Origin of the sequence: Rhizobium sp. 1399, assembly GCF_031455475.1 — a bacterium.
Classification (GTDB): Bacteria; Pseudomonadota; Alphaproteobacteria; order Rhizobiales; family Rhizobiaceae; genus Rhizobium.
Window position 1 is genome coordinate 614950 of sequence record NZ_JAVDSU010000001.1, and the last position, 23288, is coordinate 638237.

24 protein-coding genes, 1 tRNA gene and 1 pseudogene are annotated in these 23288 nt (G+C 58.9%); 9 read left to right on the forward strand and 17 right to left on the reverse strand.

The window, feature by feature from the left end:
• Window positions 1-46: 46 nt before the first annotated feature.
• The 3 genes from J2X71_RS03225 to J2X71_RS03235 form a co-directional block, all read right to left on the reverse strand.
• Entirely contained in the window at window positions 47-484 is a 438-nt protein-coding gene (locus J2X71_RS03225; protein ID WP_310378894.1) for a response regulator, read from the reverse strand.
• Between the two features lie 30 nt (window positions 485-514).
• Window positions 515-1219, reverse strand: a complete 705-nt coding sequence (locus J2X71_RS03230) for a response regulator transcription factor (protein ID WP_113321839.1) — start codon at window positions 1217-1219, stop codon at window positions 515-517.
• 457 nt (window positions 1220-1676) lie between these two features.
• Complete coding sequence (locus tag J2X71_RS03235; RefSeq protein WP_310378896.1) at window positions 1677-2048, reverse strand: response regulator; 372 nt, start codon at window positions 2046-2048, stop codon at window positions 1677-1679.
• Between the two features lie 258 nt (window positions 2049-2306).
• Between J2X71_RS03235 and J2X71_RS03240 the strand changes: the two genes are divergently transcribed.
• From J2X71_RS03240 to J2X71_RS03255, 4 genes are read left to right on the forward strand one after another with little or no spacing between them, the layout of a single operon-like run.
• Window positions 2307-4394: a PAS domain S-box protein gene (locus J2X71_RS03240; RefSeq protein WP_310380050.1), complete on the forward strand. Its 2088-nt coding sequence runs from the start codon at window positions 2307-2309 to the stop codon at window positions 4392-4394.
• Window positions 4381-4806: a response regulator gene (locus J2X71_RS03245; protein WP_007821084.1), complete on the forward strand. Its 426-nt coding sequence runs from the start codon at window positions 4381-4383 to the stop codon at window positions 4804-4806. The genes J2X71_RS03240 and J2X71_RS03245 overlap by 14 nt, the downstream gene beginning before the upstream one ends.
• A gap of 3 nt (window positions 4807-4809) precedes the next feature.
• Window positions 4810-6405, forward strand: coding sequence for a response regulator (locus J2X71_RS03250; protein WP_310378900.1), 1596 nt, complete (start codon window positions 4810-4812; stop codon window positions 6403-6405).
• A gap of 22 nt (window positions 6406-6427) precedes the next feature.
• Complete coding sequence (locus J2X71_RS03255; RefSeq protein ID WP_310378902.1) at window positions 6428-8068, forward strand: VOC family protein; 1641 nt, start codon at window positions 6428-6430, stop codon at window positions 8066-8068.
• A gap of 1 nt (window position 8069) precedes the next feature.
• Here the strand turns inward: J2X71_RS03255 and J2X71_RS03260 are convergent.
• The 4 genes and pseudogenes from J2X71_RS03260 to J2X71_RS03275 form a co-directional block, all read right to left on the reverse strand.
• Window positions 8070-9766: pseudogene (locus tag J2X71_RS03260) on the reverse strand (hypothetical protein).
• A 65-nt stretch (window positions 9767-9831) separates the two neighbouring features.
• A complete protein-coding gene (locus tag J2X71_RS03265; protein WP_310380052.1) occupies window positions 9832-10725 on the reverse strand; it encodes a DMT family transporter in 894 nt (297 codons plus the stop codon).
• A 117-nt stretch (window positions 10726-10842) separates the two neighbouring features.
• Window positions 10843-12294 carry an FAD/NAD(P)-binding protein gene (locus J2X71_RS03270; protein WP_310378904.1) on the reverse strand — a complete coding sequence of 484 codons (1452 nt, stop codon included), beginning with the start codon at window positions 12292-12294 and terminating at the stop codon, window positions 10843-10845.
• Between the two features lie 96 nt (window positions 12295-12390).
• A complete protein-coding gene (locus J2X71_RS03275) occupies window positions 12391-12819 on the reverse strand; it encodes an OsmC family protein (RefSeq protein WP_310378905.1) in 429 nt (142 codons plus the stop codon).
• Between the two features lie 156 nt (window positions 12820-12975).
• Here J2X71_RS03275 and J2X71_RS03280 point away from each other — a divergent pair, with 156 nt between their 5' ends.
• From J2X71_RS03280 to ligD, 4 genes are read left to right on the forward strand one after another with little or no spacing between them, the layout of a single operon-like run.
• Entirely contained in the window at window positions 12976-13239 is a 264-nt protein-coding gene (locus J2X71_RS03280) for a hypothetical protein (protein ID WP_310378906.1), read from the forward strand.
• 32 nt (window positions 13240-13271) lie between these two features.
• Window positions 13272-13505 (forward strand): DUF2188 domain-containing protein, encoded by a 234-nt coding sequence (locus J2X71_RS03285; protein WP_113321829.1) that lies wholly within the window; start codon window positions 13272-13274, stop codon window positions 13503-13505.
• A 12-nt stretch (window positions 13506-13517) separates the two neighbouring features.
• Window positions 13518-14360, forward strand: a complete 843-nt coding sequence (locus tag J2X71_RS03290) for a Ku protein (RefSeq protein ID WP_310378907.1) — start codon at window positions 13518-13520, stop codon at window positions 14358-14360.
• 2 nt (window positions 14361-14362) lie between these two features.
• On the forward strand, window positions 14363-16885 hold the full coding sequence (gene ligD, locus J2X71_RS03295; RefSeq protein WP_310378910.1) for a DNA ligase D: 2523 nt from the start codon (window positions 14363-14365) through the stop codon (window positions 16883-16885).
• 33 nt (window positions 16886-16918) lie between these two features.
• Here the strand turns inward: ligD and J2X71_RS03300 are convergent, their stop codons facing one another.
• Complete coding sequence (locus J2X71_RS03300; RefSeq protein WP_310378912.1) at window positions 16919-17725, reverse strand: Ku protein; 807 nt, start codon at window positions 17723-17725, stop codon at window positions 16919-16921.
• A 183-nt stretch (window positions 17726-17908) separates the two neighbouring features.
• Between J2X71_RS03300 and J2X71_RS03305 the strand changes: the two genes are divergently transcribed.
• A complete protein-coding gene (locus J2X71_RS03305) occupies window positions 17909-18142 on the forward strand; it encodes a hypothetical protein (protein WP_310378913.1) in 234 nt (77 codons plus the stop codon).
• Window positions 18143-18810: 668 nt separating this feature from the next.
• On the opposite strand, the gene J2X71_RS03310 is transcribed toward J2X71_RS03305, so the two are convergent.
• The 9 genes from J2X71_RS03310 to J2X71_RS03350 all read right to left on the reverse strand — a co-directional run bounded on the left by J2X71_RS03310 (window position 18811) and on the right by J2X71_RS03350 (window position 23215).
• Window positions 18811-18886, reverse strand: a tRNA-Phe gene (locus tag J2X71_RS03310).
• 12 nt (window positions 18887-18898) lie between these two features.
• Window positions 18899-19090 (reverse strand): hypothetical protein, encoded by a 192-nt coding sequence (locus J2X71_RS03315; RefSeq protein WP_310378915.1) that lies wholly within the window; start codon window positions 19088-19090, stop codon window positions 18899-18901.
• 42 nt (window positions 19091-19132) lie between these two features.
• On the reverse strand, window positions 19133-19345 hold the full coding sequence (gene yacG / locus J2X71_RS03320; RefSeq protein WP_310378916.1) for a DNA gyrase inhibitor YacG: 213 nt from the start codon (window positions 19343-19345) through the stop codon (window positions 19133-19135).
• Between the two features lie 121 nt (window positions 19346-19466).
• The gene (locus J2X71_RS03325; RefSeq protein ID WP_007821131.1) at window positions 19467-20087 is read right to left on the reverse strand and encodes a Maf-like protein; all 621 of its coding nucleotides are present in this window, start codon (window positions 20085-20087) and stop codon (window positions 19467-19469) included.
• 58 nt (window positions 20088-20145) lie between these two features.
• Entirely contained in the window at window positions 20146-20364 is a 219-nt protein-coding gene (gene infA, locus J2X71_RS03330) for a translation initiation factor IF-1 (protein ID WP_003545338.1), read from the reverse strand.
• Window positions 20365-20484: 120 nt separating this feature from the next.
• Window positions 20485-20970 carry a low molecular weight phosphatase family protein gene (locus J2X71_RS03335; RefSeq protein WP_310378919.1) on the reverse strand — a complete coding sequence of 162 codons (486 nt, stop codon included), beginning with the start codon at window positions 20968-20970 and terminating at the stop codon, window positions 20485-20487.
• Window positions 20967-21440, reverse strand: coding sequence for a UPF0262 family protein (locus tag J2X71_RS03340; RefSeq protein WP_310378921.1), 474 nt, complete (start codon window positions 21438-21440; stop codon window positions 20967-20969). The genes J2X71_RS03335 and J2X71_RS03340 overlap by 4 nt, the downstream gene beginning before the upstream one ends.
• Before the next feature lie 4 nt (window positions 21441-21444).
• Window positions 21445-22743 carry a histidinol dehydrogenase gene (gene hisD / locus J2X71_RS03345; RefSeq protein WP_310378922.1) on the reverse strand — a complete coding sequence of 433 codons (1299 nt, stop codon included), beginning with the start codon at window positions 22741-22743 and terminating at the stop codon, window positions 21445-21447.
• Between the two features lie 34 nt (window positions 22744-22777).
• Window positions 22778-23215 (reverse strand): DUF2948 family protein, encoded by a 438-nt coding sequence (locus tag J2X71_RS03350; protein ID WP_113325741.1) that lies wholly within the window; start codon window positions 23213-23215, stop codon window positions 22778-22780.
• Between the last annotated feature and the right edge of the window lie 73 nt (window positions 23216-23288).

The following is a 23288-nucleotide window of genomic DNA, read 5'->3' on the forward strand; positions in this document are numbered from 1 at the left end:
ACAAAGGACGCTCTAACTCTTTGAATCTACGCATCAGGCTTTCCGGTCAGATGCTGTAATCATCCTTCCAGAAATCCGGGACATCATAGGTCACGTATTCCCGGATGATGTGCTGTAGCGTCTGGACGTCGATCTCATCTTTGCCGATGCGGAAATCGACGCCGTAATCGGGGAATTCCTGGAAATAGTTACCAGATATATCGGTCGAGACGACACCGATCGGGCCGGTATAGCCGATGCCCCTGAGTTCAGGTACGGTCTCGCGAAAATCCGCATTCGGCAACAGGCGGTTGTCGAGAAGGATGAGATCGAAGCGAGCGACCTTTATCTTGTCCAGCGCATCGCCGATCGATTGAGAATATTCGACATCGACACGCGGTTCGGAGAGATCGGCGATCTTCTTTTTGAGCGAACGGAATTCGATAAACTCGTCATCGACGAACAATACCCTTACCGCATTCCTGCGCGTTGCTTCCGCACTCATCGTTTCAGCTTTCCCCGAAATGAAACCCGCTCACGAAACCAGACCGTTTCGCAACGCGATCGCCACCATATGAACGCGGTTGACGGCATCGAGCTTCCGGACTGCGGCGGTGATATGGGAATTGACCGTATGTTCCGAAAGACCGAGGATTATGGCGATCTCCGCAGAGGTCTTGCCTTCGCTCGTCCATTTGACGATTTCGGTTTCGCGCTGCGTGAGCCGACCGGATATTTCCTGCGTCAGGATTTCCTCGTACAGCTTGTCGAAGATGCGCATGGCATCGAGCAGAATATCCGCCACCTCGCCCTGGTCCGGCTCCGGACGCTGGCCGGCGAGCACCAGGCAGTAGCGACGTCCTTCCGGCGTAAACAGTGGAATGAAAAGGAATGTGTTGCCGCTGAACTCATTGAAGACGAGGTCTGGCGGGTAGCCTTCTATCGCCGCACTCTTTCCATGCACCGGCGTCGTCAAAAACTGCGCCGTCCGCGCCTTGGCAGTTCCGAGCGCTTCCTTGAGAGTTTTGACAAAGAGGCTCATGCGTCGTTCGGCGACATTGGTGATGACGACATCGCGTTCGCCGAAAGGAGTTGCAGCCTCTGAGATGCGCGCCAGGGTAAAATTGTCGAAATTGTAATGCTGTGCGGCCGCCTTCAGCAGGCGAAAAAAATCCGTGCGATTGATAGCCCGGCTAAGTTCCGGACCGGCATGAAAGGGAACTGCGGCAGCACTGGTCATTCCCACTCTTCCTCCTCCCCAATTCTCATTCCGACGATCCCGAAATCTTGGGATATACGTCTTAAACGCGAACAGCTACAAAAATTGCGAGATGGTTGATGATCGATAACGAAATGGGGATTTTCGATATCGCAGGCGGAGACATCTCAACTACAGGTGATGCGTAGGACAGTTTACTCGAATAGTAGCTCTTACCTAGGTATCCCAATCTCTCCGTATTCAACATCCATGGATGCGGAAGACAGTGCCAGAAGTAAGCGCGGGAGAGCCGGTCGGGCCATCAGCTAAGGGGTTGGCTGACGTTCGTGGCGGCGAACAGGGATCGGACGGCTCTCTCAGTGCTTTTTGGTTTTCTTCTCTTCGGTTGCAGTTTGAAATGCACTGCCAGGCTTGTCAATTGTGCTTTCTTGCTGGCGTTATACACTTTTTGCGTGCGCACGTGTCGCACTTGCCTCAATCACCACTTGCCGGTGATCCTGGCAAAGTCCAGCGGCTTCTCAAGGTAGAAATCGGCACCGGCGGCAAGTGCCCGTTCTCGGTCCTCGACCGCATCCGAACCGCTGCACACGCCGAGCTGCATGGAGGAAAAGCGATCATCCTGTCGCAGCCGCGCGATCAACCCGCTGCCGCTGTCGAGAGGCATGTAGAGATCGGCGATCAGTATATCCGGCACGCCTTCGCCTCTTTCCAGACGCTCCTCAAGCGCCCCGAATGCAGCCTGTGCGGTGGGAAAACAGAATAGATCAACATCCACCTGTTGTTTCTTTCGGATATAGTCGAGATAGAAGAGATCATCCCTGCTATCGTCGACGTAAAACAAGATCGACATCTGGCACCACAATCCGGATATTGTTTCTGATGTTCTGCACTGTCCTTCACTGAGACATTAACGCCACTTCACTAAAATTCGATATCGACCTTTAGGGATTTACTGTCGAAAAAGCATATTTTGCGCAACAATCTGCCTATTGAGTATTCGTAGATTTCGGAAAAGATGGCTCGCCAACAAGGACATGGCGGAGAGGTGATGCAGGTGCGGGATACTGCTACATCAGGACGAGACGGGGCGGAAAGCGGTCGCTACCGCATGGTCGCGCTCCTCATCGGCTACCTGGTGGTCCTGCTCGGCCTGACGGCGCTGACCGGGTGGCTGCTGGAGGTCGAAATCATCATCTCGATCGTGCCCGGCTTTCCGTCCATGGCATTCAATACCGCCATCTGCTTCGTGCTGTCGGGTATCGGGCTTGCCACGTCGATGGAGACAGGCAAGCCTAACCGCATCGTGCCCGTCATTACTTGCGGCCTTGCCGCCCTGCTTTCCGCGGTGCGCCTGACAGAGATCATCACGCTCGGCCGCACGATACATAATGTCGATGTGTTCCTGACGCAGTTTTTCATCTCTCCAACCTTTGTCGAACAGATCGGCGGCGGCATGGGCCCGAACACAGCGCTGATCTTCCTGATCACCAATCTTTCCATTCTCTTTGCGCTCTATGGGAAGGAGCCGCGCGGCCAGCTTGTACAGGAACTCACCAGCTATATCGCGATCACACTCGGCATGATCGCACTTGCCGGATACGTCACAGATGCCGAACAGGGATATCGCTGGGGTCCCTATGCCGCGATGGCCTTGCCTACGGCTATCGGTCTGGTGGCTTTCGGTTGCGGGCTTCTCGCCAGATCCTGGTGGATGTTGCCAACCAACAGGGCACAGATCCCCCTCTGGATACCGGCATCGATCTGTTTTACCGGCCTCATCGTCGATCTCTATACGCCGCTTGGCGTGGCAAACGGTATTCTCTATGTCCCGCTCGTGCTGACGGCGCTCTGGTTCGGTAATCGCAACGCGCCGATGTTATTCGCCTTCGTCTGCACGGTCCTGATCCTGCTTGGCTTTTTCGCCGTCAACCATGCTGAGAATGATTACTGGCGGGAAGCCACCAATCGCTCGATCACGGCAGCAACGCTCTGGCTGATTGCCATTTTCGTCTTCTATTTCATGCGCAACAGCCAGCATCTGGAAACCGAGCGCATCCGCTTCAGCGCGCTGGTGCGCAATACGCCTGACGCCGTGATCTCCATCGACGAGGTGGGGCGGATCATGAGCTTCAATCCAGCCGCCGAGACCATGTTCGGTTACACGCCGCAGGAAGTGATCGGCAACAATATCAAGATGCTGATGCCGGAACCCTATCATTCCGAACATGACGCCTATCTCGGCAATTACCGGCGTACCGGTGAGGAACGCATCATCGGCACGACGCGCATGGTCTCCGGCCGGCGCAAGAACGGCGTGGTCTTCCCAATCGACCTCTCGGTCAGCGCTGTCGTCGGCGGCTCGGGCAAGACCTTCGTCGGCATCGTGCGCGATATCAGCGAGCGTATGCGGCAGGAGGAGCGGATGAAGACGACGCTTGCGCAGCTCGAGGCATATACGGCCGATCTCGAACGCTCCAACCACGATCTCGATGAGTTCGCCTATATCGCCTCGCATGATCTCAAGGAACCGCTGCGCGGCCTGCACAATCATTCGCGTTTCCTGCTGGAAGATTATGAGGAGAAGCTCGACGAAGACGGCGTGCGCCGGCTTAACCGGCTTGTCCGGCTCAGTCAGCGCATGGAAAAGCTCGTCAACGATCTTCTCTATTTCTCGCGCATCGGTCGCCAGCAGCTCGCGGTCAAAAGAACCGATATCGGTTCGATCATCCGCGACGTCGTCGCCACCATGGAGCTTTTTCTGGAGGAGCGGCATGCGAAGGTCGTCATCGACGGGATGCTGCCGGAGGTCGTCTGCGATGCCCCGCGGCTAACCGAGGTATTCCGCAACCTCGTCACCAATGCCATCAAATACAACGACAAACCCGTGCCGCTCATCAGCGTCGGCTATCTGGAACGCTATGCCGGCAAGGACGGGACGACGGCCCGCAACGTCTTCTACGTGAAGGACAACGGCAAGGGCATACCCCAAGAATTCCACGAGGATATTTTCCGCATTTTCAAACGGCTTGAAAAATCGCAGGATTCCGAGGACGGCACCGGCGCAGGGCTCACCTTCGTGCGCAAGATCATTGGGCGTCACAATGGTGAGATATGGCTGGAGTCGGACGTCGGCATCGGCACGACATTTTACTTTACTTTGGGAAGGAAGCGCGAGGGCCAGAATGCTGCAGCGTGACACGCAACCGATCCTCATCGTCGAGGACAGCGAAGACGATTTCGAAGCAACGATGCGGGCCTTCAAGCGCACCAATCTGCGCAACCCCATCCGCTGGGCAGCCTCCGGTCAGGAAGCGCTCGACGTGCTCGCCACCATGGCGCCGAAGCCCGGCCTCATCCTGCTCGACCTCAATATGCCGGGTCTCGACGGGCGCAAGACACTTGAGGCGATCAAGTCCAATGCGCATTGGCGCAAGATCCCGGTCGTGATCCTCACGACATCGGACGACGAGCGCGACATCGAGGGCTGCTATGCGCTCGGCGCCAACACTTATGTACAGAAACCGGTCGATCTCGACGGACTGTTCGCCGCTATCCAGCGGCTCAAGGAATACTGGTTCGAAATCGCAATCCTGCCCCTAGAGGACTGACGTTTGGCGGAAGACTGCTGCGTTCTCATCATCGATGACAATATAGACGACCGGGAAGTCTATCGCCGCATGCTGGCGCGGGTCTCCGGCACGAACTATACCGTGATCGAGGCCGAGAGCGGCGACGAGGGTCTCGCCCTCAACAGCCAGAGGCACCCTCACTGTATTTTGCTCGACTATTCGCTTCCCGGCCGCGACGGCCTTGGCGTGCTCTCGGAAATCCTCGCCCAAGATGCGGCCGCGAATGTGGTGATGCTGACCGGCCAGGGCAACGAAACCGTCGCAGTTGAAGTGATGAAAAGCGGTGCGCGCGACTATCTCACCAAGGATGCGCTATCGCCCGAGACGCTGCATCGCTGCATCCAGAATGCCGTGATGCATGGTGTACTGGAAGCAAAGCTTGAGCAGAAGCGGCAGTCGCTCGAAATCTTCACCCGCGCCATGGCGCATGATCTCAAAGAGCCGCTGCGAACGATCAAATCTTTCAGCCGCATCCTGCACGGCTCGGCCGAACTGCCGGCCGAGGACCGCGAACTTCTCGATTATATCCTCAGCGCCGCCGATCACATGGAAGACCTGATCGTCAAGGTCTCAGGCTTCACGAAGCTGGAGGTTTCGAGCGAGCTCGAGCTCAAGCCGGTCTCGCTGTCGGCCGTGCTCGATCAGGTGGAGCACAATCTGCATCAGCAGATCGAAAGCCGGCAGGCGATCATCATCCGCGGTCGGCTGCCGGAGGTGATGGGCGATGCGACGCTGCTGATCCAGCTTTTACAGAACCTCGTCTCCAATGCGATCCGCTATTGTGAAGATACCGTTCCGGAAGTGCGCGTTTCGGCCATAGCAGACAGGGGGATATGCCGCCTGACGGTCGGTGACAACGGGCCCGGAATCGACCCCAATCATCGTGAGCTGATCTTCCAACCCTTCAAGCGCCTCGTCGGCCGCGGCATCGAAGGCACAGGGCTCGGGCTTGCCATATGCCGTCGCATCGCGCAGCTGCATGGCGGATCGATCTGGTGCGAGGCGAAGACCGGCAGGGGTGCGACCTTCCTGCTCGAAGTACCGCTCGCGAAGATATCAGGCGATCAGCCGGTCACCAGCGAACAGCAACAGGCGGCAAAAGCATCCGACCATACGAGCGAAAGCCGCGGCAGGCTCGCCGAAGTGCTGCTGGTGGAAGACAGCCCGGCCGATATCCAGCTTCTGAAGATCAAGTTGATGCGGCGCGAGAAGGTGAACTTCAACCTGCATGTGGCGACCAACGGCCGCGAGGCGATGCGGCTTCTGGAGCAGCGCGCCGATATTCCGGACGAGCCGCAGATCGACTTGATGCTGCTCGATATCAACATGCCGATCATGGATGGTTTCGAGGTGCTGAACGCGCTCTCAGCCGATCACCGGCTGAACCGGATTCCGGTCTGTGTGCTCAGCACCTCAAGCGACGAAAGTGACATGCAACGGGCAAAAGACCTCGGCGCACTCGCCTATATGGTCAAGCCGCCGACACTGCAACAACTCGAAGAAGCACTGGAGGAGGTCGACACGCTTGAGCTCCTGCCGCGCGGTGACGCACTTGTGCTTTTTGCGGAACAAAATTAGAGAAAAGGTCATTGGCAACGGTATGACGCTAGCAACGACCCTCATACTCGCGCTCCTGGCCTCGCCTTTTCAATTCGGGCTTTCATCCATGGCTTCAGGCATACACCATATCACGCTGATCACCCGCAAGGTGCAGGCGAATGTGGATTTCTACGCCGGATTCCTCGGCATGCGGCTCGTCAAACAGACGGCCGGTTTCGAGGACGCCACACAGCTTCACCTCTTCTATGGCGATGCAGAGGGCAGTCCGGGCTCGCTCGTCACCTTCCTCGTCTGGGAGGACGGAGCACCCGGCCGGGCTGGCTACGGTCAGATCAGCGAAATGTCGCTGGCGATCGATCCGACCAGTATCGGTTACTGGCTGACGCGTGCCATGCGCTTCGGCTTCCGCTCGGAAGGCCCCGCGGATGAATTCGGCGAGCCAGTGCTGCGGTTGAAGGATCCTGACAATGTCATCGTCAAGCTTGCCGGCGCCAAGGATCTGAAATCGCCGGCTGCCTGGGACGGCGGCGATGTGCCGATCGAGCATGCCGTACAGCGCGTGCGCGGTGCGACCATGCTGACCGAAAAGCCGAACGAGAGCCGCCATTTCATCGAAAGCCATTTCGGGTACAGGTTCCAGGCAAATCGTGGTACGGTCGACCGCCTCGTCTCGCAGTCGGGCGATATCATCGACGTGCGCGATGCGCGTGGCTTCTGGTCCGGCGCGCCCGGTACCGGCACGGTCGACCATGTCGCTTTCCGCGCAGATGACGACGCAGCCGTTCTGGCCGTTCACAAGGCGCTCGAAAAGGAAAATGCCTCAGCGACCAATCTGCACGATCGCAAATACTTCCGCTCTCTCTATGCCCGCGAGCCCGGCGGCACGCTGATAGAGCTTGCCACCAACCAGCCGGGCATGATGGTGGATGAGCCGAAAGCCACACTCGGGACCAAGCTCTTCATTCCGCCGAAGGATTCGATCACCAATCTCAGCGACCTGAAGGTCGTGCTGCCGCAGTTTTCGATGCCCGGCCAGCCGCGCATCAATTATCGCGACCTGCCTTTCGTCCATCGTTTCTATACCCCGCCCGATCCCGACGGCAGCGTCTTCGTGCTGTTGCACGGCTCCGGCGGCAACGAGACGACACTGATGCCGCTGCTGAACAAGGTCGCGCCACGCGCCACCCTTCTCGGCGTGCGTGGGCGCGCGACCGAGGAAGGTTTTCCGCGCTGGTACAAGCGCATCACGCCTTTCTCCTTCGACCAGGACGACATCAAGAACGAAGCCGAAGCCTTCGCCGCATTCATCGAAGGCGCGGTCAAATCCTATGGTCTCGATCCGAAGAAGATCGTCTATGTCGGCTACTCCAACGGCGCGAACCTTCTGAATTCGCTGCTCTACCTTCACCCGAACCTGGTGCACAAGGCTGTGCTTCTGCGCTCCATGCCGGTGCTCAGCGCCTATCCGCATGCCGACTTGAAGGGCACGGACCTGCTTGTCATCAGCGGCAAGATGGATGCCTATGGCAAATATGCGAGCGAGCTGGAAGAGCGGCTGAAGACGTCGGGCGCGACCGTCGATTCCGACGTCATACCCGGCGGTCACGATCTCGGCGATGCCGACGTGCCGATCATTCAGAAATGGCTGCTGCAGGAAAATAAGCTGCAGGAAACTCAATAACCTACGAGTGGAAGCTGTCGGGGCATGAGATCGGAACGGCAGCCGGCGTCAGCGGTGCGTTGGGATCGATCGCATAAAGCCTTGCAAAGCCGGCGTCTTCTACAAGGCGGGTACCCGCCGGCATCACGTCGCCAACATTCTGATCGACGACATCGGCGTTGACGACCAGGATGAAATCGAACTTGCTGCGCCAGTCGACAAGATAGGGCGTGAAGCTGGCGGCGTCCGCCATCAGGCCGGGACAAGAAAGCACACCGGTCGAAAAGAGATTTCCTTCCGGCACCGATTTCTCCCACCAGGCGGGAAGCACGGCGAGCGGTTGCTTGCCCCGCGCGCTGAAGAGTGTCGGAACGAAAGCATGCGCCAGTGGAACGGCCAATGTCGGCAGATGCCGGAACGTATCCTCGGTGAACGCGTAATGCCGCTGATCGAGTTTTATCTCCGCAAAGGCCGGATCGTGCTGCAGCGGCAGGATCGCAGCGCCCGAGGGAACGACTTCAAGCACCTTCTCGACGCTCGCAACATCGGCCTGACCCCGCCACCAGTTGAAACCGATCCAGGCGGTCCGGCCAAAGACAGCGACATTCAAGGCGAGGAACAGGATGATAGCCTGACGCCGACCGACCTTTTGAAAGGGGCAAATCATTACCATGCCGACGAGGGCGGCCATGATGGGAAAGCGCCAGCTTATCCAACCGGTGCCAAAGGCATGCCGTGGCGAAAGGATGGATAGGACAAGAAGGCCTGCCGCAGTGATAACAAGCCCGGCATGAACGCGCATGTTTTTGCGGCAATCGCCCTGCTGCAAACGAGTAGAATCGGCACAAGGAAAATTACGTCGACGAGCGCAACATAGGTCCAGACGGCCGACAGCAGATTGAGAACAAGCAGCGCCGGGCCGTCGTTCCAAGCTGCCAGGATGCTGCCTGCATGACTGCCTGGGAGGTCGGCAGCGGTCAGCGCCAACGCAAGCGGTGGAAACAGGCAGGCGATCATTGCGGCCGCAAGCCTGCCGGTAAGGTGCAGGACCGCCGAACGAGATTTGAGGACATCAAAGCGCCAGGAAAATTCCAGTCCGCAGACGATCGCCAGAAAAAAGCCTACAGAGAATATATGGACGACAGTGAGCAGCAGCGATACGGCCACCCGCCATAAGAAGAGCCTGACTGCAGACCCGGACTCCAGGCGGTGGTCCAGCGTTGCAAACAACAATGCAAGGCCGAGGCCTATCTGGAAATTGATGAAACCGCCGACCAGCGTGGCGCACCAGGCGAGATAGAGCATGCCGATCTGCCAATAGTAGCTGCCGCCGAACAGGCGCCGATGCAGCACGATGGCGCCTAGTGGTGGCAGGACAATCGCCAGGAACAGCAGGACGCGGGCGAGCAGTGAGACGCCGATGACGGGACCGATGAAGCGGGCGAGCAGATCAATGCCGACATTGGTGAAAGTGCGGTTCCACTCGATCGCGTAGATTTCGGGGAAAGGTGCTTCCTTTATGCCGCCGGCGAGCAGCCACATGCGGGCATAGTGGTTCGCATAATCGAGGAGCAGCGGAAATTTGAAGAGAGCGACAAGGATGGCGGCAAGGGCCATGAAGACCAGCAAGGGCGCAGTCGAAGCCTGCCGCGCAGCGAATTCCTGCGGCTTTTCCGCCTTTTGAACTTCAGCTGAAAATACCTGATCAAGGTTCGCCATGGCCGATCCTGCCCAAACTCCGGGACAGATCTATCAGCCAATGGTCAAGCTTCCTTTAAACGGGATTAGCCACGCCTTGCGACCGTGATACCGGCAAGAACAATCAGGCCGCCCAAGGCCTGCATTGCCGTGATCGATTCGTTGAGCAGCGCCCAGGCGAGGATGGCCGCCACGACCGGCTGAAGAAGCAGCGTCAGCGAGGAGAAGGCTGCCGGCAGATAGGCAAGCGCATAGGCGATCGCCACTTGCCCGCCGGCATGGCTGACGAAGGCAAGGCTGAAAACCACCGACCAGCCGTAAAGGCTTGCCGGCAGCATGTGGCCTTCGAAGAAGAACGCAAGCGGGAAGACGCCGACTGCGGCAGAGGCTGTGCTCCACAGCATGATACGGATCGTATCGAAACGACTGCGCAGCGCGCCGATCGCCAGGATGTAGCAGGCATAGAAGAAGGCGGCGATCATGGCGACGCCATCACCGCGCAGGTCGCCATTTCCAAAGGCAGCAGGCCCGCCCTTCAGCACAACCACGCCGGCCAATGCCAGGATGAGGCCGAGCACGAAGACGCGGGTAACCTTGGTGCCGAAGAACAGAAAGCCGATGGCGGTCACGAAGACCGGCGCAAGGTTTGCGAGCAGTGTCGCATTGGCAACCGAGGTCATGGTGATCGACAGATGCCAGGCCGACAGATCAAGCGCCAACACGGCGCCCGGCAGGATTAGCATACCATAATCGGCAAGGCTCTTCGGCCTGGGGCCGGTATCCTTGCGCAGAAGCGAGAAGATGAAGATCGGGATCAGCGCCAATGCCACACGCCAGAAGGCCGTTGCCATCGGCCCGACCTCGGAAAGCCGCACGAAGATCGGCGATCCACCGATCGCCGCGCCGCCGATAATAAGGGCGAACAGCGGTAGGCGGCTGGAAGATGGAGTTTCGGAAACGGGGGAAGCGGCCTGCGACATGATCTCGATGCTCTCTGCGCGGCTGATCTCACAAGCCGCGACTGACACAGCGACTATCAGGAGTCGCGCCGCGAAGACAGTCAGAGAGCGACAGATCGATCAGAAATAGGTCGCCAATTATCCCGCGGCTGCGGCTTTCAGCTTGTCTGTGATCTCGCGGGCAACGAAGAGCGTATGTTCGGTGATCTGCGGCAACCCCATCAATTCACCGAAGGTTCCACGCGCAAGCGGACCGGAAATGAGCAACGAGGGGATCACCTGACCATCCGCTCCGAGCGCTTCGGAACGCTCGGAGCAAGCAAGTCCGAGACCAGTCGGATCGAGGACGAGATAGCCTTCGCGCTCGAGTTCACCCAGCCACGGCTGCGTCTGCAAAATGCCACCATGTGCAGGACCGGTCGTGACGATGACGGCATCAAACGTCCGTTCCAATCTTTCGCGGGCATGCCGCGGCTGCAGGGTGACGCGGATTGTTTCACCCTCGACCTTGGCATCGGCAACAGATGCCGCAAGCACTTCCAGCCGGCCGGCCTCGATTGCTGAATCGAGCACCGCCTCCACCTGCGGGGCGATGCGGAAACGGTGAACATCCCAGTAGGACCTGAGATGCCGGACGATGCGCCGCCGTTCGGCGACCGGCAAAGCGCGCCAGAGATCGTGCCCCTGGGAGCGCACCTGATCGATAACGGCATGCCAGCTCAAGCCCTGTCCGGCCGCCTGGAGAATGGTCAGCCGGATCTTGCGCAACAGCGCGACTGCCGAGGATGCGGGATCGGCGATGAAATCGCCGAAGGGTTCCTGCGGAACCGCGGCATGGCCGCGAGAGCGCAGGCCGCGGCGAGAAATCGCCACAACAGGACCCTCATGGCCGTTTCGCGCAAGCGAAGCGATCACGTCTGCCCCCGTCAGCCCGTTGCCGATGACGAGAACTCTGTCCTGCGGCCGCACGACCTCAAGGGAACCTGGTTTCGTGGTATCGGCAACGAAACGAGGATGGCTTGAGAGAATAGCGGCAAGCCTGCCCGGTGCGACCGGCGGCGGATGACTGGTGGCGATGGCAACGATACCGGCTTCCATCAGCCCGCCCTTGTCGTCGAGGATCACCCAGCCATCACGATCGCGACGGATGGCCGTCACTGTGGCGCGGCGATGAGTGATGGCGCCTGACTTCAGGAAGGGCTTCAAAAGCGAGCCGACATAATCGCCGAACACGCGCCGGCGCGGGAAAAGCTGGCCGTTCTCGCGCGCAGCTTCGGGATCGTCGCGCACGGCATTGTTCGCCTCGATCCAGCGCTGGAACTCTTCCGGATCATCCGGCTGCAGGCTCATCTTGGCGGCCGGCACATTGATGCGGTGCGCCGGATCGGCGGTGTCATAGGCAAGGCCGCGGCCCAGCATGGGGCGCGGCTCGAAGACCACGATATCGGGTGCATCGTCGCCGGCAAGCTTCAGCAAATGATAGGCGACACCCGCCCCGGAAACGCCGCCGCCGATGATGGCGACGAGCCGCCGCTGGGATTTCTGTTCGTTCGAAGGCTCTGTCTGGAACTGCATCTCAGCCGGCGTCATTTCAATCGATGCCGGAGCATAGGTGGAGCACGAAGGCCATGCAATGCTCCGGTCCTATTGTCTATAATTTTCATGCAGAAACCTGCGGCGACCTGATCAGCCGGAGATCGTGGTTGCGAATTCCGGAGTGCCTCTGATGGTGTTGCTGACGGTGCAGATTTCGTCTTCGGCCATATGTGCGATCTTGCGGCGCGTTTCCTCGTCGATATCGCCCTTGATGGAGAAGATGATGTTGAACTTGGCGACGCGCGACAGCCCTTCCACCGCCTTTTCGCCGGTCACATCAGCGGTGATCTCGGTGATCTTGTCGAGAATGCCGAGCTGGCTTGCCGCCATTCGGGCACTCAGCACGAGACAGGCCGAAAGCGAGGAATAGAGCAGGTCGAGCGGGTTGAAGCCCGGCTGTGATGGACTGGTGACGATATCGATCTCACCGCCGGTGACCGACGTAACGTGCGGGAAACCGGTGCGACCGAGAACGGCATTTGCACCTGTGGGACGGGGACGCGCCTTGAGATCGGCCATTTTGAAATCCTCTATCGAATATAGCTTTCAGATAGTGTCTTGGCCACAAACCCGCAATGCGGCGATTTTGATTTTCGTTGCACCGCTCAGCGGAACCTTTCCACTGGTCAGCGGTTTTTTCACCTGAACAACTCCACGAAGAGGCAGGACTTTCCCATGCCCGGCATCCGCAAGATCGATCGCAAGCACAGCAGTATGGATGCGCGCGACCGGCTGATCGTCGCGCTCTATGCCCAGCTCAAGGCCGAGCGGGAGACACGTGAGACGCTGGAATGGGCAATCCGCAACGGTGCGGTATCCAAGGAAGTACTGGAGGCGATCGCCGCCGATCCGGTTCCTGTCGTCACCAGCGAGGATATAGCATCGCTTGAAAAGATCATTGCGCTTGACGAGCGGCGCAGCCGCTCGTCCCGGCAATGAATGACCAGAACGGCTGACAAGGAGGAAAGCACATGGCCGACATCACCTATCAGATCGTTCCGCATGACAATGGCTGGGCCTACAAGCTCGGTGATACATTGTCTGAACCCTACGCCACGGCAGAACAGGCGATGGATCGCGCAAGAAACGCAGCCGCGCGCCAGAAGATCGGCAAGGGCGATGCGCTGCTCGCCTATCCGGCGCCGGATGGAAGCGGCTGGAAATTCCAGCAGATCGAAACCGACAAAAGCAACAGCAGGCTCTGAACGGAGGAAGCGATGGCGGGACGCGCAAGCTGGAAGGGCCATCTAAAGGTCGGCGACCTTGCTTGCGCCGTTGGCCTTTATACCGCCGTTTCCTCTTCCGACCGCGTCTCTTTCAACATCGTCAACCGCAGGACCGGTCATCGCGTCGAGCGGCAGTTCGTCGACAGCGAAACCGGCAAACCGGTGGAGCGCGACGATCAGGTCAAGGGCTATCGGATGGAGAGCGGCGACTACATCCTCATCGAAGGCGATGAGATCTCGGAGATCATGCCCGAAAGCGACAAGGTGCTTGACGTGAAGGGATTCATTCCCTTCGATGGGATCGACAAGCTCTACTTCGACCGCCCCTACTATCTGGCACCAGTCGACGAGCATGACGCGGAAGCCCTCGCATTGATTGCCAGAGGCATGCTTGACGGCAAGGTGGCAGCCCTTGCCGAAGCCGTGCTCTTCCGCCGCAACCGCACGCTGCTCATCCGCGCGCATGACGACCACATCATCGCGACCATGCTGAACTTCGACTATGAAGTGCGCTCGGCAAGCTCCGTCTTCAAGGACATTCCCGATATCAAGTTCGACAAGGAGATGCTGGAGCTTGCCGGCCATATCATCGGTACCAAAGAGGGCCGTTTCGACCCGAGTGAATATCACGACCGCTACGAGGCCGCGCTTGTCGAGCTGGTGAAGGCCAAGATCGAAGGCCGCGTGCCACCGAAACGCAAGCGCGAGCCGGAGCGCAAGGTAGTCGATCTCATGGAGGCGCTGCGCCAAAGTGCGAAAATGGGTGGCAAGGCGCCGGCGACGAAGACTGCCGCACGCAAGACCTCTGATAGAACCAGCAGAAAAGCGAGCTGATCATGGCGCTCGAAACCTATCAGGCCAAACGCGATTTCAAGATCACATCGGAGCCGCGCGGCCGGAAAGGCCGGGCGACAGGCAACAGTTTCGTCGTCCAGAAGCACGACGCCACCCGCCTGCACTATGATTTCCGCCTTGAGATGGATGGCGTGCTGAAAAGCTGGGCCGTCACCAAGGGACCGAGCCTTAACCCCGAAGACAAGCGCCTTGCCGTCCATGTCGAGGATCATCCTCTCTCCTATGGCGATTTCGAAGGCATCATTCCAAAGGGCCAGTATGGCGGCGGCACGGTCATCGTCTGGGATCGCGGCAGCTGGACGCCGCTCGGCGATCCACGCAAGGCCTATCGCAAGGGGCACATGGAATTCGAACTCGACGGCGAGAAGCTGAAGGGGCGCTGGCATCTGGTGCGCATGCATGGAAAACCCGGCGAGAAGCGCGAGAACTGGCTGCTCATCAAGGGCGACGACGAGGAAGCCCGCCGTGAGGGTGAAGCCGATATCCTCGAAGAGCGCCCCGAATCCGCCAAAACCGGTCGGCAACTCGAAGAGGTGGCGAAGAATCCCAACGCCACCTGGCACTCCAGACCGGAGGGTGGCAAGGCCGTTGCCGCAAAGGCCAAGGCGCCAGCCAGAAAGGCAAAATCCTCTGCGCCGCAAGAGCAGGATTGGCCAAAGGGCGCGAAAAAAGCTGATATGCCCGACTTCATCGAGATGGCGCTCGCCAAACTGAAGCCCAAGCCACCGGCCGGTGAGGGCTGGATCCACGAGATCAAGTTCGACGGTTACCGGCTACAGGTGAAGATTGAGAATGGGCGGGTGACGATGCTCACACGCGGCGGTCTCGACTGGACGGAGAAATTCGGCAAGGACCTTGTCGATGCCTTTGCATCCTTACCGGTCGAAACGGCCGTCATCGATGGTGAACTCGTCGTCGAGCGCGATAACGGCGCGTCGGACTTCTCTTCCCTGCAGCACGACCTCAGCGAAGGTCGTTACGACCGCTTCGTCTTCTATGCTTTCGACCTGCTCCATCTCGACGGATACAGCCTGCTCGATGTAAGCCTCCTCGAACGCAAACGTCTGCTGGAGACGGTGGTTCCCAAAGATAGCAGCAAGCTGCGTTACAGCACGCATTTCAACGAGAACGGCGGGCTGGTGCTGGATCACGCCTGCCGGCTCAGCCTCGAAGGCGTCGTCTCCAAGCAGCGCGACAGCAAATATATTTCCGGCCGCAACGGTGAATGGATCAAGTCGAAATGCTCGCAGCGGCAGGAATTCGTCATCGGCGGCTATGTGCCCTCGACCGCGATGAAGAATGCCATCGGCTCGCTCGCCATGGGTTATTACGAGGATGGCGCGCTAAAGCATGTCGGCCGCGTCGGCACTGGTTTCACGGTCGCGACGGCGCAGATGCTTTACGAGCGGCTTTCTGCGATGGAGATGAAGCAGAATTCCTTCGACGACACGCTGACCGCCGAGGAACGGCGCGGCCTGCATTACGTCAAGCCGCAGCTCGTTGCCGAAGTGGAGTTCCGCGCATGGTCGGCGGATGGTAATCTGCGCCACGCGGCCTTCCGCGGATTGCGGGAGGACAAGCCGGCAAAGGACGTTGTGCGCGAGATGGAAAAGACGACCACGAAAAACCTGCCGAAATTGGCGGTGCCGCTCACTCATCCCGACCGCATCTACTGGCCGGATGAGGGCGTCACCAAGGAAGGCCTCGCCAATTATTATGCGCAGGTCTGGCACCTCATGGCGCCCTATGTGGTCAACCGGCCGCTTGCCCTGCTGCGCCTGCCCGACGGGATTTCCGGCCATCAACGGTTTTTCCAGAAACATGCCTGGAAAGGCATGAACGACCATATCGAGGAAATTACCGACCCCAAAGACAAGGGTGGAGAGAAGCTACTGCGCATTACCGATTTCGACGGTCTCGTGGCGCTGGTGCAATCTGCCGTGCTGGAAATCCATCCCTGGGGCACGACGACGGATAATTGGGAAAAACCCGATATGATCACCATGGACCTCGATCCCGCCGAGGATGTGCCATGGGAAAATGTGATAGCCGCCGCTTACGAATTGAAGGTACGCATCGAAGGTGAAGGCCTTGCAGCCTTTGTCAAAACATCCGGCGGCAAAGGCCTGCATGTGGTGACGCCGCTTGAGCCGAAGGCCGGTTGGGCGGATGTGAAGGGCTTTGCCAAATGGCTGGCAGACAGCATGTCGCAAGATGATCCCGAGCGCTATCTTGCAACCGCAACCAAGGCGAAGCGCAGCGGCAAGATCTTCATCGACTATCTCCGGAACGGCCGCGGCAACACCGCCGTTGCCGCCTATTCCGCGCGCGCTCGCCCGGGTGCGGCCGTTTCCATGCCGCTGGAATGGAGTGAACTGACCACCGAAATCGGCCCCGCCTATTTCACCGTCGATAATGCGCCGGCGCGGCTCGATGCGCTTGGCAAGGATCCTTGGGATGGGTTCTTTGCGGCGGCAAAGCCATTGCAGAAGCGGAAGCGATAGGGCTTCACTTCCAACCCTGCGGACTTTTCAAGATTATCGCGACTTCCCGCTACCGCCTTCAGCGGCCAGGCTCTTCTTCAGCGCATCCATGATGTTGATGACATTGCCCGTCGATTTCACCGGCGCAGGCTTGCGAGCCGGGGCAGCCTTCTTGAGGTTCTTTTCCTTGCTGCGGATCAACGCTTTCAGCCGCTTCTGAACCGGATCCTGTACCATCGAAGGGCTCCATTCCTTCGTCTCTTCTTTGACCAGCTTTTTCATCAGGGTCAGCAACTCGCTATCGACCTTCGCCTTCATATCGAGTTCGGCCGCCGGTTCGCGCACCTCGTCTCCATAACGCAGCGTCCAGAGAATGATGCCCTTGCCTTGCGGTTCCAGGAGCACCGCACGCTCTCGCCGGTAAAGCACCAGCCGAGCGATGCCGACGACATCGTTGGCTTTCATCGCCTCGCGGATCACACAGAAGGCCTCAATGCCGACCTTGTTTTCCGGCGCCAGGAAATGTGGCTTGTCGTACCAGATCCAGTCGATCGACCCGCGCGGCACGAAAGTATCGATATCGATTGTGCGCGTGCTTTCCAGCCCCACCTCTTCGATCTCCTCGTCCTCGAGCAGAACATAGTCGTCCTCGCCACGCGGATAGCCTTTCATCTGATCCCTCTGGGCAACGGGCTTGTGTGTGACGCTATCGACATAGCGGCTTTCGACGCGGTTTTTCGTTGCGCGATTCAATACATGAAACCGCACCTTGCTCGACTCCGACGTCGCCGGCGTCAGTGAAACGGACGCGGTGACAAGCGAGAGCTTGAGGTAACCTTTCCAGAACGTTTGACGGGCCATGGGCCATAAACGGAAATGGTCGCGAGAGGTTCCGTCCGCTGCCTGTTGGAGCGAAAATTCCGGCGACGTTCCAACGGAATGCAATACCTAAGAGCCCCGGTTGCTATCACATATTCGTTTCGACAATTTCCTGACACGATTTTCGTACCAACTGGTTCGATGTCGTTGTCAGCAGGCAAACAAATGCAAAAAGATGATGTCTCCCGAGCCAAGAAAGTCGCTTTCGTCCTCACGCTGTTTTTTGGCGTGATGATATCCTACGCGAAGTTTGCCGGACTGTTTCCGCCGCCCAATTTGAGCGACGAAACAAAATACGGACCGCCGGGCTGGTTCTCAAGCTTCGGCCTCGGACCTTCGCCATTCTCTCGTCCGCCGGAATTCGGGCCGGTTGAGGAACCGCACGACATTTCCGTTTGACGTTGCGGTGCGGAGCTTCGCAGCCGATGCGAGCCGAAGCCGGCCGTCGAACGTCAACGCAAAGGGTCGGGAGTTTGCATGGGCATCATCCCGCAGCTCGTTCGGCACGGTCTCTCAAATCATGGAAGCCCCCTCGGACCTCGACTCTCAGCTTGAGTTAGTACCTGGGGAGTGGCCCGCAGATCGATGGTGTTAGGCTTCTGCCCTGGCTGCCAGGAAAACCAGATAGCGATCGGACGCCGATAATGCTTGTTGAGGGCATCCGCTGCTTCCCTCTCGAAGAGCGTCCGTTCTTTCGGACTGTCGGTAATATTCCGCTTTTCGTAGATCACAGTATCCTCCCCATTGTTGCGATCCAATTTCGGATCATGCGCAAAAATGCGCCTATCCGAAACGGACTAAGGTCCGAGGGTTACGCGGGTTTGTGCAGAGGAGGTGAAGATGGCGCAGGGTTCAGTGTACGGCGCTACCCCAGTCAGGTTAGATCCGCAACCAGTTGGAAACATTTTCTCCCCTGAGGATCGATATCTGCTTCCTGCATGATGATGAGCCTCAAAAGGCGGACCGCTCATGAAGTCGTGAAGTCGCGCCTACCGAGCGCACAAAGGTGGATACACCGCATTCTACAATGCCATGTATGTTTGGATAGAAATGCTTCAGAGATTGAATGGTGCCCAGGACCGGAATCGAACCAGTGACACGCGGATTTTCAATCCGCTGCTCTACCAACTGAGCTACCTGGGCTAGCCATGCTTCTTAGGAAACATCCTGCTTGAGAATGTCAGGGCCTTGGTTCGCCCCGGAAGCGAGCGGGGTTATAGCATCTTGTTCGCCCATGGCAAGCATCAAATGATAGTTTTTTGAAGGTCCTGCGGATTTTGGCGATTTGCGAGGAAAAATAAAGGCTTCGCGGTGGAAAACCTGCTCTGCTCCTTTGTCTTCACGCAATTGCGGATGCAAAAACCGCTGCACATTTTTGCTGGTATTGCTCTAGTTTTCCTCGTCGGGATAATCCGCCTTCGTCTCGTCGTCGGCCACGGGGATGGCGTAGGAGCCCGTCAGCCAGCGCGACAGGTCCACTTCGCGGCAGCGGTTGGAACAGAAGGGATAGTGTTCGCGGTTCGACGGTTTGCCGCATTCCGGGCAGGGGCGCGTCTTGCGCAGCGGCTTGACCTTGTCGTCGGTCTTCATTTCATCAGACATGGTTTCCTCCTACAGCATCGGCCGAAAATCGTTCCGATTTTCGGAAAGCCTGATGCGTAGATTCAACAAGGTTGAGCGTCCTTTGTGCGTCCGAATGGACGCACGGCGCTCTAGCGGGAGATCAGCCCTCGGGCCAGCGGCTGTGGACATCAAAGCCCTCGCCGGTCAGAAGCAGAATGGTCTCATAAAGCGGCAGCCCCACGACATTGGTGTAGGAGCCCACCATTTTCTGCACGAAGGTACCAGCCAGCCCCTGGATGCCGTAGGCGCCGGCCTTGCCGCGCCATTGGCCCGAGGCAATGTAGTTTTCGATCTCGAAGCTCGACAGGCGCTTGAAGCGCACTTTCGTCTCGACGATCTTCTGGCGCACCTTGCGGTCGGGCGTGATCAGGCAGATGCCGGTATAGACAACGTGGTTGCGGCCGGAGAGCAGGTGCAGCGAGTTTGACGCCTCATCGGCAAATTCCGCCTTGCCGAGAATGCGGCGACCGACAGCGACCACCGTATCGGCGGACAGGATATAGCTGCCCTTCCAGGTGATGTCGCCCTTGATGGCGGCAAGTGCCGCTTCCGCCTTTTCGCCTGAGAGGCGGCGAGCGAGCGAGCGTGGATGCTCCGACTTCTTCGGTGCCTCGTCGATATCCATCGGCATCAGGCGCGAAGGCTCGATGCCGGCCTGATTGAGCAGATCGACGCGGCGGGGCGAGCCCGAGGCCAGAATGAGCTTGTATTTCAGCGCCATGGAACCTCGACCATCGGCAGGCGGGAGCGGAAACTCCGGGGAGCTTCGCAGACCAAGCTTACTTGAAGCGGTAGGTGATGCGGCCCTTCGTCAGGTCGTAGGGCGTCATTTCGACCAGAACCTTGTCGCCGGCGAGAACGCGGATACGGTTCTTGCGCATGCGGCCGGCGGTGTGGGCAATGATCTCATGCTCGTTTTCGAGCTTCACGCGGAATGTCGCATTCGGCAGAAGTTCGGTCACGATACCCGGGAATTCGAGGACTTCTTCTTTCGGCATATAAGGGTTTTCTTCCTGTGTGTTGGGTAAAGCGGCGCTGGGCGCCTCAAAATTTGCGCGGAAACTACACAATCAACGGGGATTTGTGAACCTCGTAGATCGGGCTTTCTATCTTTTGTTTCACGCCGATTGCGCGGCGATGCCATTTCTCTTGAGTAGCCGGCTTTCGATGAGGCCGGCGATGTGATCGCGAACCTCTCGATAGCTGTCCAATATCTGCTCGCGCGTTCCAGTCGCGACCGTCGGATCCATGGTCGGCCAGTAGACCACGTCAACGGCGCTGGAGCGGGTCAGCTCGAGTGCTGCGTGATGGGCCTGCGGTGAGAGCGTGATGATGAGGTCGAAATAATCGTCCTCAAGCTCCTCCAGCGTCTGCGGCTGGCGGCGGCCGAGCGACAGGCCAATTTCTTCCAGCACCACATCGACGAAAGGATCGCGTTCGCCGGCGCGAACGCCGGCAGACCTTATATAGGTATTTCCAGGCAGAATGCTACGGGCGATCACTTCCGCCATCGGCGAGCGGATGACATTCAGCCCGCACATGAAGAGGATGGCGCCCGGCCGCTTTCCGTCCTCCGTTTCGACGTGCGGCTCCATCGCCGTCATCCGCGCCAATAGAGTACGCAGACCAGCGTGAAGAGACGCCGGGCGGTGTCGAAATCGACATCGATCTTACCCGAGAGACGGTCCTTCAGCGTTTGTGAGCCCTCGTTGTGAATGCCGCGTCTGCCCATGTCGATCGCCTCGATGCGGCTCGGCGAGGCCGAGCGGATCGCCTCGTAATAGCTCTCGCAGATCATGAAATAGTCTTTCACGATCCGGCGGAAGGGCGTCAGTGACAGGATATGGGTTGCAACATTCTCGCCGTTTTCCGTGGTGATGGAAAAGACCAACTTGGAATCGACCAGCGAGATGTTCAGCCGATAGGGCCCGCCGGCATGGCCGACGGGTGTGAAGGAATTCTCCTCGATCAGGTCGAAGATCGCCACTGCCCGCTCATGCTCGACATCAGGAGTCGAACGGCCGATCGTATCGTCAAGGACAACGTCGCAGAGCCGAAAGTCGTCCTTCACCATTCCCTCACCTTTCGAGGTTCAGGCGGATCGCGACCGATCGCGCATGGGCATCGAGGCCTTCGGAAACGGCAAGCGCAATCGCTGCCGGGCCAAGATCACGGAGCTGCTGCGGACCGAGCCGCAGGATCGAGGTGCGCTTGACGAAATCGAGAACCGAAAGGCCGGAGGAGAAGCGGGCGGAACGCGCCGTCGGCAGCACGTGATTGGAGCCGCCGACATAATCGCCGATCACTTCGGGCGTGTGGGCGCCAATGAAGATCGCGCCGGCATTGCGGATCTTGTCCACAAAGGCATCGGGATCGGCGACGGCGAGTTCCAGATGTTCAGCGGCGATACGGTTTGCGAGCGGAATGGCATCCTTGAGATCAGAGACAAGGATGATTGCGCCAAAATCGCGCCAGCTAGCCGCAGCAGTCTCTGCACGGTTCAGCGTCTTCAGCTGCCGTTCGACGGCCGCTTCGACCGCCTTGCCGAATTCCTCGTCGTCGGTGATCAGGATGGCCTGCGAGCTCTCGTCATGCTCGGCCTGGGCGAGCAGATCAGCGGCAACCCAATCGGGATTGTTGTCCTTGTCGGCGATGACGAGCACTTCTGACGGGCCGGCGATCATATCGATACCCACAGTGCCGAAGACCTGGCGCTTGGCGGCGGCCACATAGGCATTGCCGGGGCCAGTAATCTTGGCAACTGGGGCGATCGTTTCCGTGCCATAGGCAAGGGCAGCAATCGCCTGCGCGCCGCCGACGCGGTAGATTTCGTTGACGCCGGCAAGTTTGGCCGCGGCCAGCACTGCCGGATTGACCGAACCGCCCGTCGCCGGCACGGCGATAACAATGCGATCGACCCCTGCAACCCTCGCCGGTACGGCGTTCATCAGGACCGAGCTCGGATAGCTCGCCGTACCGCCGGGCACATAGAGGCCGACGGCTTCGATTGCCGTCCAGCGCGAGCCGAGGCCCACGCCCATATTGTCTTCGTAGATATCGTCCTTCGGAAGCTGACGACGGTGATGGGATTCGATGCGGAGTGCGGCAACCTTCAAGGCGCCGAGAACTTCCGAGGGGACGACCTCGACGGCATTGTCGATTTCTTCCTCGGTGACGCGCATCGGTACGGTGGCGTAGTCGATGCTGTCGAACTTCTTCGAATATTCGGCGAGAGCGACATCGCCGCGTGTGCGCACGTCATCGATAATAGCGCGTACCACGGCGTTGACGTCTTCGGAGACTTCCCGCTTGGTGGTCAGAAAAGCCGCGAAACGCTGCTCAAAACCATCGGATGCCTGAGTGAGCCAGATTGCCAAGGCGGTATTCCTTCTCTGATCGAAACTGTTGGGCTCAGGTGCCGGGGTGGCGCGGCTTAGAAGTCGTTTCCCAGGCGCCGCCGATATCGGCAAGCTGCGCTTCGATGCATTCGACATCGAGGGCGATAGAGGCCGTGCCGGACAGCGAAAGCTCCAGCGTGCCTTCCGGCCCCTCGCCCTTCTGCTCGAAACGCAAGGCCAGCAGCGACAGCACGTCGTCACGCCGAGCACGGTCGATGCCGATCGAGCGGACGGAAAGCACGCGCTTGAAAACGAGAGCAGCGCGGCGGCGTTCGAAACCCTTGCGCTTGCGGGCGGCCTCTTCCCAGACGAAGCGGTTGGCGGCGAGCGAAAACTGCTTGTCGCGCGGCGACCAGTCGATATCGGCTACCTTGAGGACGCTGTCCTGCATATGTGCGGAAATGACGGCCAAGTCTTCGCTATCGAGCGCAACAAGCTTCAGGTCGGTCATCCAGCCTCTATCCCATGTCTTTCAGCCGCACCTGCGGCGATCTGTCAGACAAGGGAGATAAGGCGCTCAGACC

Bases quoted from the DNA above. Each gene is read 5' to 3' on its own strand.
- J2X71_RS03225 (WP_310378894.1), bottom strand. From the start codon at position 484: ATGAGTGCGGAAGCAACGCGCAGGAATGCGGTAAGGGTATTGTTCGTC.
- J2X71_RS03230 (WP_113321839.1), bottom strand. From the start codon at position 1,219: ATGACCAGTGCTGCCGCAGTTCCCTTTCATGCCGGTCCGGAACTTAGC.
- J2X71_RS03235 (WP_310378896.1), bottom strand. From the start codon at position 2,048: ATGTCGATCTTGTTTTACGTCGACGATAGCAGGGATGATCTCTTCTAT.
- J2X71_RS03240 (WP_310380050.1), top strand. From the start codon at position 2,307: ATGGTCGCGCTCCTCATCGGCTACCTGGTGGTCCTGCTCGGCCTGACG.
- J2X71_RS03245 (WP_007821084.1), top strand. From the start codon at position 4,381: ATGCTGCAGCGTGACACGCAACCGATCCTCATCGTCGAGGACAGCGAA.
- J2X71_RS03255 (WP_310378902.1), top strand. From the start codon at position 6,428: ATGACGCTAGCAACGACCCTCATACTCGCGCTCCTGGCCTCGCCTTTT.
- J2X71_RS03265 (WP_310380052.1), bottom strand. From the start codon at position 10,725: ATGTCGCAGGCCGCTTCCCCCGTTTCCGAAACTCCATCTTCCAGCCGC.
- J2X71_RS03270 (WP_310378904.1), bottom strand. From the start codon at position 12,294: ATGACGCCGGCTGAGATGCAGTTCCAGACAGAGCCTTCGAACGAACAG.
- J2X71_RS03275 (WP_310378905.1), bottom strand. From the start codon at position 12,819: ATGGCCGATCTCAAGGCGCGTCCCCGTCCCACAGGTGCAAATGCCGTT.
- J2X71_RS03280 (WP_310378906.1), top strand. From the start codon at position 12,976: ATGCCCGGCATCCGCAAGATCGATCGCAAGCACAGCAGTATGGATGCG.
- J2X71_RS03285 (WP_113321829.1), top strand. From the start codon at position 13,272: ATGGCCGACATCACCTATCAGATCGTTCCGCATGACAATGGCTGGGCC.
- J2X71_RS03290 (WP_310378907.1), top strand. From the start codon at position 13,518: ATGGCGGGACGCGCAAGCTGGAAGGGCCATCTAAAGGTCGGCGACCTT.
- ligD (WP_310378910.1), top strand. From the start codon at position 14,363: ATGGCGCTCGAAACCTATCAGGCCAAACGCGATTTCAAGATCACATCG.
- J2X71_RS03300 (WP_310378912.1), bottom strand. From the start codon at position 17,725: ATGGCCCGTCAAACGTTCTGGAAAGGTTACCTCAAGCTCTCGCTTGTC.
- J2X71_RS03305 (WP_310378913.1), top strand. From the start codon at position 17,909: ATGCAAAAAGATGATGTCTCCCGAGCCAAGAAAGTCGCTTTCGTCCTC.
- yacG (WP_310378916.1), bottom strand. From the start codon at position 19,345: ATGTCTGATGAAATGAAGACCGACGACAAGGTCAAGCCGCTGCGCAAG.
- J2X71_RS03325 (WP_007821131.1), bottom strand. From the start codon at position 20,087: ATGGCGCTGAAATACAAGCTCATTCTGGCCTCGGGCTCGCCCCGCCGC.
- infA (WP_003545338.1), bottom strand. From the start codon at position 20,364: ATGCCGAAAGAAGAAGTCCTCGAATTCCCGGGTATCGTGACCGAACTT.
- J2X71_RS03335 (WP_310378919.1), bottom strand. From the start codon at position 20,970: ATGACGGCGATGGAGCCGCACGTCGAAACGGAGGACGGAAAGCGGCCG.
- J2X71_RS03340 (WP_310378921.1), bottom strand. From the start codon at position 21,440: ATGGTGAAGGACGACTTTCGGCTCTGCGACGTTGTCCTTGACGATACG.
- J2X71_RS03350 (WP_113325741.1), bottom strand. From the start codon at position 23,215: ATGACCGACCTGAAGCTTGTTGCGCTCGATAGCGAAGACTTGGCCGTC.